This is a genomic window from Collimonas sp. OK242, from assembly GCF_900107095.1.
Classification (GTDB): Bacteria; Pseudomonadota; Gammaproteobacteria; order Burkholderiales; family Burkholderiaceae_D; genus Collimonas.
Genome location: NZ_FNOR01000041.1, coordinates 1 through 6650 on the forward strand (window position 1 = coordinate 1; position 6650 = coordinate 6650).

Consider the following 6650-nt stretch of genomic DNA (forward strand, 5'->3'; position numbering starts at 1 on the left):
CAGACCGTGGCAGCCAGTACGCAAGTGCCCAGTACCAAGCATTGTTGACCAGCCACGGTTTCATCTGCAGCATGAGCCGTAAAGGGAACTGCTGGGACAATGCAGTTGCCGAACGCTTCTTCCTGAATCTCAAGATGGAACGGGTGTGGCAGCGCCAATATGCCAATCACGCGGAGGCCAAGATCGATATCGCCGCCTACATCGTCGGCTTCTACAACAACGAACGTCTGCATTCAGTTCTGGGCAATCTGCCGCCCTCCGTCTACGAACGGAACATGGCAGCAAAAAAACCTATCGCCGTGTCCGAATTTACTTGACCACTACAGTAATCCCCCCACAAAAAAGCATCAGTTAAAAGTAGAATTTTCTTAAATGCGATTTTGAGGAAGTTTTACATGAAGACATCACGCTTTACCGAAAGTCAGATCATCAACATTTTGAAGCAGGCCGAGGCCGGCACGCCAGTGCCGGAGCTTTGTCGTGAGCACGGGATGAGTTCGGCCTCATTCTACAAATGGCGCAGCAAATACGGCGGCATGGACGCGTCGATGATGACGCGGATGAAGGAGTTGGAAGACGAGAACCGTCGGCTCAAGAAGATGTACGCCGAAGAGAAGTTGAAGGCCGAGATCATCTCGGAGGCGATGCAAAAAAAGTGGTGAAGCCATCTCACCGACGTGAGATGGCACAAGCGGCAGTCCGAGCGCATGGAATCAGCGTCAGCAGCGCATGCGCGACTTTCGCGATCAGCCAGGCCTGTTATCGCTACAATGCAAAGCTATCGGAAGATAACGAGCGTGTCGCGGACTGGTTAATCCGGCTGACCGCGAACCAACGCAACTGGGGCTTTGGCCTTTGCTTCCTGTATCTGCGCAATGTCAAAGGATTCGGCTGGAACCACAAGCGCGTCTATCGGATATATCGAGAGCTGGAGTTGAATTTGCGAATCAAACCAAAAAAGCGGCTTACCAGGGCAAAGCCCGAGCCGTTGTCGGTGCCAACGTCGATCAACGACGTCTGGCCCATGGATTTCATGCACGATCAACTGTCGGACGGGCGCAGCATTCGCCTGTTCAACGTGATTGATGACTTTAATCGGGAAGGCTTGGGCATCGACGTCGACTTCTCCCTGCCGGCAGCGCGCGTCGTTCGGTCGCTTGACCAAATTATCGAATGGCGGGGAAAGCCGATGACGATTCGCTGTGACAACGGACCCGAATACATCAGTTCGACACTGGCCGCGTGGGCAGAAAAGCGCAGCATTCAGATCAGTTTTATTCAGCCCGGACAGCCACAACAGAATGCTTACATCGAGCGCTACAACAGAACGGTTCGCTATGACTGGCTCGCACATTACCTGTTCGAATCCGTCAATGAAGTTCAGGAATTTGCGACAAAATGGCTCTGGACTTACAATCACGAACGCCCGAACATGGCGCTCGGCGGCATCACCCCGAAGCAGAAATTGGCCCTTGCGGCTTAGCCTCTACTTTTAGCTTTGCTTAAAAATGGGGGGATTACCATGGGGTCCACAAAAAATATGACTTCAGGCACTACACCGAGCCTTATGGCATGTTTCTTTATAAATTGGAAAACTTCAAAGAAGGAAAGCTCGACGGAAAATCTCAGGAATTTGGCGAAGATGGAAAAGTTTCTAGCGAGAAGAATTATAGAGAAGGCGTTGAAATTTCTCTCCCTCCTTCCTCTGCGTCAGGACTTGATATCCGAGCTCATGCAAATACGCTCAATATCGAAAGCTGCGTGGATAGTTGGATAGCCGCTCATCATAAGGAAATTGGTGAGGATGCCACGATAACGGCGGATCAACTAAACGAATGGAAAAATTGGTGCGCGCAAGGAAAAATACCCAAGGCGCAACATTGAGTTCTATAACCGCTTGCGCCGGCGCACGAGTAAGCCCGGCGCAAAGCTGATAAAAAGCCCCTCGAAGTCAGCTGACTTCGAGGGGCTTGAGTTGCAAGTTACATTATTTCTTTTTTTGTTCACAGCATCCTTGAATGCTTGACCCGCCGTGAATTTGACGGTTTGAGCAGTTGCCAGCGTCATCGACGTTCGCGCTGACAGGCCGGAGCCGAACAGTAGGATTGATTTGAAACTTGAGGGCGTGGGCTAAAAATCTGGCTGCAGGCAGCCTACTGCTTGATCTCCATGAAATCTCTCCACACACAAATCGTGTATGAAGCGTGCGTGACATTGCGCCTGGATCAAAATTGAAGCGATCTATGAATAATGTTGGAAACGGATGGAACGAGAAACATATTAACGTCGAGATGCCATACCAGTTTAGAATTCCTGCATCAGCATATGATGTTCGAGGCCATCCAAAAGCTGCGACATTTCCGGTGCGATATGACCATGTATAGATGACGGTATCGAAGAAAAAGGGCGCTTTAAAAAACCACCGCGCGCCCGCGTTGATAATTGCACCACATTGCGACCGACCGCGACCCCAGTGCTGATTGCTAGCTTCCAGAAATGGAAAAGCCCGTACCATACTACGCAGGCTTGCAAGTATGAAGGCAAGGAAATCAGCGCACCGCTCCAAGGGGAACGCATGACGATGTCACTAGCGTCTGCACTTTGCAACGGCGACGCGACTGCTTCATAGGCATACAACAAACCGTGTATGGATTCATGAACAAACGCATCTGCCAGTATTTCTACGCTTGCGTTTTCCGCGCCGACGTTTGTAAAACGGACCAGACCGGCATACCCACTGAAAGTGCTTGAATAAAAGTGCAGCGCAGTCCCAGCAAGCTTAGGTGGCTCGTTCCGTATGGCAAGCACGTCAATGAATGTTTTTACAGTCTCAGTTGCTCGGGGTGACACGGCACGCACGAGATTAAAGGCTTGATCAATTTTATCCAAAACCAGAGCGAGCGCCGGCTCTTCGACGTGAACAGTTCCCGCTATGCCAAATTTGTCATCGGGGAACGTGAAGTCACTATCTATATCTAGCGCGATATTCGTGTCGGCAAAGGTTAAGCGGCTGTTGCGGGGCGGAAGCCACAGATCGTTCGCGAAAACCTTGAGTAGTAGTTGCGCAAGCGCTTTCCCCTGCCATTCTGCATATTCTGACCTCCGGCAAAGAATACTTACTACGCCAGGTGCGCACAGGAAATCCTTTGCCAAAGGTTCTGGCATCAGGTTAAACGCATCCAGCAGGCATTTGTCTTCGGCTCTCTGCGCGAAAAGCGTATTGAAGCGGGTCAAGAGAAATTTTTCATACTGATTCCGCCAATCCCTCATCTCCGCCGCATCGCAATTCCAGCGCAAAATCCGTTCCAGGGACGTGAGCTTAAGAGTGGTACTGTTGCAATCGGATGCCATCATGCTGGAAGCCTCATCCACCGCCATCAAGACCTTCCGCTCTCTGCGCCAATGGCTGATAAAGCGCATTCCCCAGCGGGGTTAGTGCCGGGTTAGCATGCAATGGCGCACCGAGCAATCCAATATCGCCCTGCATCCGGTTTTCCATTCTTAAACATTCCCCGCTATCGACCAGCCCGTTTAAGCGCGTTGTCCGGTACATCAACAAAATATTGGCAAAAGCATGATAGGCGATCAAAATGCGCGAGAGCGGTCTTTCTTTCGAAACGGCAGGTGAATAATAAAGGCAGGTATCACTGCCGTCGTCAACGGCACCCAATTTCCTTAATAGATGGAAATATTGATGTGAGGCTTCATGCACCATCATTTCGGCAATGGTTATCGGATCATCAGTTACCGACATCAAAATGATCCCGGGCGCTTCGGACCACGTACTGCTGCGCGTACGTGTTTCCTTGCACTGGCATACGACGATGCCGCGAATCACGCGTTCTACCCACTGCAGATATTGCGGCGCATATTTCGCTAGGATATCCAACGCTTTCTGGACGTTCTGCACCATATTTCCCGTAACTTCTGGATAGCCGGTGATGCTGCCAAATTGATCGTCAATAGTAAGTTGACCTTCGATGGCCGATTGTGCCATCAGGAAAATTGGCGTATTGACTTTCGCGTACGACAATCTCTGGGCCCCGGAAGATGTCCAACTAAATTCTGTTCTCTCAAATCCGATATTTTCTGTACCGCTATTTTCCACTTTCAACACGATGAAAACTGTGTTGCCATCGCTTTGCAGATCAATTTCCGTGCATTGCGGCAAAAGCCAGCCTTCGAAACGCAATCGCATAGGACGGCTCAATATGGAATGCCACTGTCCTGGCTGTCCCCGCGAGCTCAGGCGCAATGCAAGCTGCGTCGCGACATCACCAGTGTCTGCCTCACTGGATTCCATCGCCCAGTCTGTTCTGCCGAAAGCCTGATCCCAGACTGTTTCCGGATCCGCCGCATCGCCTAGCCACGACTCGACCAACTCAATAATGCCCCGACTACGGGCAGCTATCAGATCGCGCCGCCGCTGCAGAAAACACTCCACCACCGCCACTCCAAACGAAACCGAAATGGCATCGAATACCCGTTCGTCAAACGGAGTTTGCGGACAGGAAAACTGATGATACAAATTGAACGAGCTGAGACTCATCCGATGAAATCCGTTGGACGCAGACTAGCCGAAGGGTCGCGTAGTAGCGAAGCGGGCATATCCATGCGGATTTTTTGCGACATCCGATCCGACAACGCATACAACGCATCACAGTAAATGGAAGGACGATTGAAAGTATTTCCATCAAAACGGTGGGGCAAATAACCGCCTCCACAACTTTGCAAGTATTCGCATTTTTGGCATTGTTCGGCCGGCTGTTGTATTTCCTCCAGCTTGTAAACCGATGCATGTAAATCCAGGGGATGATCGAAAATATTGAGCTTGTCGTTGGCATAATCGCCACGGCACATCCGCACTACATCGCTGACGCCTATCGTACCGTCTGACTCGATCACGCATAATTTCCGCAAATCGCCGCCAAGCGCGTCGAGAGAGGATTTAACGCCCATAAATCCCATAAGCATCATCTCGAAAAGACGGATTTGCGGCGCGTCCCCATCCATCGCATACCATTCCTCAAATGCTTCCAGTAAAAAGCGGCGATAAGGACCCGCACCATTCCATCCCTGCGGATAATTGATGTAGTTGCCATCGGGAAGCAGGAATTCAAAAGCATCAAATCCATTCGCGACAAACCAGCGCACAATTTCCGCTCCATTTGATTCCGGGTTTACCACGCATAATACGCCGCCCAGCAGGCGATCAAAATCCGGGCCGGCGGTACGTAATTTGTTGATTTTATCCAGAAGGTTTTGAGTGGAACCAGTTCCATTACGAAAAATTCGAAACTTATCCGCGATTTCCGGCGGTCCGTCCAGACTTATGCCGAAGGAGATATCATTACGATCGAAAAGTTTCAGCCACTCTTCATCCAGCAGTAAGCCATTGGTTTGCAAAATGATGCGCAAATAAACCGGCGCACATATTTCGCGCAGACGGTCGATCAGAGATTGCATCTTTTTTTTGCCAAGCAGCAAAGGTTCGCCGCCATGCAATTCGACTACAAATTTATTCAGCCCGTATTTTTGACTGTGTTCGACGATACGCTGTGCGGTTTTTTCTATCACGCTGTCTAAAACAACCGGCGCACGTGTTTTCCAGGAATCGTCGCCTCGATTATAGACATAGCAGTATGTGCAATTCAGATTACAGCGCTGAACCACTTTGAGGATTACCCAATCCAAAACCTGCGAAATACCTTCTTCTGCTTTTCTCATATGTCTCCGAGAAAGATATGAATGCGTGACCCATATTAACTAGAATCAAACTTCACCCCATCAGCTCATTGTCAAGGGCGATAGTTTGATTCCAAGCACATTACAAGAAGTTATTTGACGGCTTTAGCCTTCACACTCTTTGCCTTCACAACCTGGGCTTCGACCGGATTGGCTAGATTGCTGCTACCGCCGGAACGCGAATGGCCACTACCGTGCCGATCATACCCGTCAGCCAGCGTCGATGGATCGTTAGCACGCAGAGCTAGATTGCTTAAGACTTGGCTGTGAATGTTTTTCAGCTCAGCATCGGTGGCTTTTGAAAGATCAATAGTTGATGCAGTTTTGGGTGTGCTAGCCATAATTTTCTCCATAAACAATAAGTGGATTGAAGAATACCGCTGGACGCTTTAAGAGTGGGACGCATGCATGGTTGCAATTTTCATCACAGCATTGTTTCTGTAACAGGTTTCATGACGGCATCGCTACACAACTACATGCCATAAGAATAGTTCCATACAGAAACAATTGCAACTCGACAAACTCTACGCCTATTCGTGCGACTTGACTAGACAGAATGTATGTAGTGGTCTAATTTGCCCGGACACCTCGATAGGTGGACAATCCACCATCCGAGGAGATTTGCATGACAAGGCAACGCCGCACTTTCGATCACAGCTTCAAGCTTGAGGTCGTCAAAATGATCAAAGAACAGGGACTCAGTGTTCAGCACGTATGCGAGAGCATGAGCATTGGCCCGACCGCCGTGCGTCGCTGGGTAGAGCAGTACGATGCCGAGCAATCCGGCCAGCCAGGCATTGGCAAACCGCTGACGCCCGAGCAACAACGAATCAGGCAGTTGGAGCAGGAGAACCGCCAACTGCGAGGAGATGTAGAAATCTTAAAAAAGGCCTCGGCCTTCTTTG

At 50.0% G+C, this 6650-nt stretch carries 8 protein-coding genes and 1 pseudogene; 4 read left to right on the forward strand and 5 right to left on the reverse strand.

The window, feature by feature from the left end; genetic code table 11:
• The 3 genes from BLV81_RS23205 to BLV81_RS23215 all read left to right on the forward strand — a co-directional run.
• Positions 1 to 317, forward strand: a 317-nt coding sequence (locus tag BLV81_RS23205) for an integrase core domain-containing protein (protein ID WP_143036415.1), incomplete at its 5' end; no start/stop codon positions are given.
• Between the two features lie 78 nt (positions 318 to 395).
• A protein-coding gene (locus BLV81_RS23210) for an IS3 family transposase (RefSeq protein ID WP_092360255.1) occupies positions 396 to 1483 on the forward strand; the annotation gives its coding sequence in 2 pieces (ribosomal slippage) (positions 396 to 648 and positions 648 to 1483; 1089 coding nt in all).
• An 89-nt stretch (positions 1484 to 1572) separates the two neighbouring features.
• Positions 1573 to 1884, forward strand: coding sequence for a toxin-antitoxin system YwqK family antitoxin (locus tag BLV81_RS23215; RefSeq protein WP_143036445.1), 312 nt, complete (start codon positions 1573 to 1575; stop codon positions 1882 to 1884).
• A 111-nt stretch (positions 1885 to 1995) separates the two neighbouring features.
• Here BLV81_RS23215 and BLV81_RS24525 read toward each other — a convergent pair.
• The 5 genes and pseudogenes from BLV81_RS24525 to BLV81_RS23235 form a co-directional block, all read right to left on the reverse strand.
• Positions 1996 to 2097: pseudogene (locus tag BLV81_RS24525) on the reverse strand (DNA-binding protein); the annotation flags it as partial.
• A 207-nt stretch (positions 2098 to 2304) separates the two neighbouring features.
• Complete coding sequence (locus tag BLV81_RS23220) at positions 2305 to 3354, reverse strand: aKG-HExxH-type peptide beta-hydroxylase (protein ID WP_143036446.1); 1050 nt, start codon at positions 3352 to 3354, stop codon at positions 2305 to 2307.
• Positions 3355 to 3364: 10 nt separating this feature from the next.
• Positions 3365 to 4549, reverse strand: a complete 1185-nt coding sequence (locus tag BLV81_RS23225; protein WP_092360258.1) for an aKG-HExxH-type peptide beta-hydroxylase — start codon at positions 4547 to 4549, stop codon at positions 3365 to 3367.
• A complete protein-coding gene (locus tag BLV81_RS23230; RefSeq protein ID WP_092360259.1) occupies positions 4546 to 5727 on the reverse strand; it encodes a radical SAM protein in 1182 nt (393 codons plus the stop codon). The genes BLV81_RS23225 and BLV81_RS23230 overlap by 4 nt, the downstream gene beginning before the upstream one ends.
• Before the next feature lie 110 nt (positions 5728 to 5837).
• Positions 5838 to 6086, reverse strand: a complete 249-nt coding sequence (locus tag BLV81_RS23235; RefSeq protein WP_092360260.1) for a hypothetical protein — start codon at positions 6084 to 6086, stop codon at positions 5838 to 5840.
• A 284-nt stretch (positions 6087 to 6370) separates the two neighbouring features.
• Between BLV81_RS23235 and BLV81_RS23240 the strand changes: the two genes are divergently transcribed.
• Positions 6371 to 6650: transposase (locus BLV81_RS23240; protein WP_143036444.1), on the forward strand; the 280-nt coding region annotated here is incomplete at its 3' end.

Coding starts and splice junctions, on each gene's coding strand:
- BLV81_RS23215 (WP_143036445.1), top strand. CDS start 1,573: ATGTTTCTTTATAAATTGGAAAACTTCAAAGAAGGAAAGCTCGACGGA.
- BLV81_RS23220 (WP_143036446.1), bottom strand. CDS start 3,354: ATGATGGCATCCGATTGCAACAGTACCACTCTTAAGCTCACGTCCCTG.
- BLV81_RS23225 (WP_092360258.1), bottom strand. CDS start 4,549: ATGAGTCTCAGCTCGTTCAATTTGTATCATCAGTTTTCCTGTCCGCAA.
- BLV81_RS23230 (WP_092360259.1), bottom strand. CDS start 5,727: ATGAGAAAAGCAGAAGAAGGTATTTCGCAGGTTTTGGATTGGGTAATC.
- BLV81_RS23235 (WP_092360260.1), bottom strand. CDS start 6,086: ATGGCTAGCACACCCAAAACTGCATCAACTATTGATCTTTCAAAAGCC.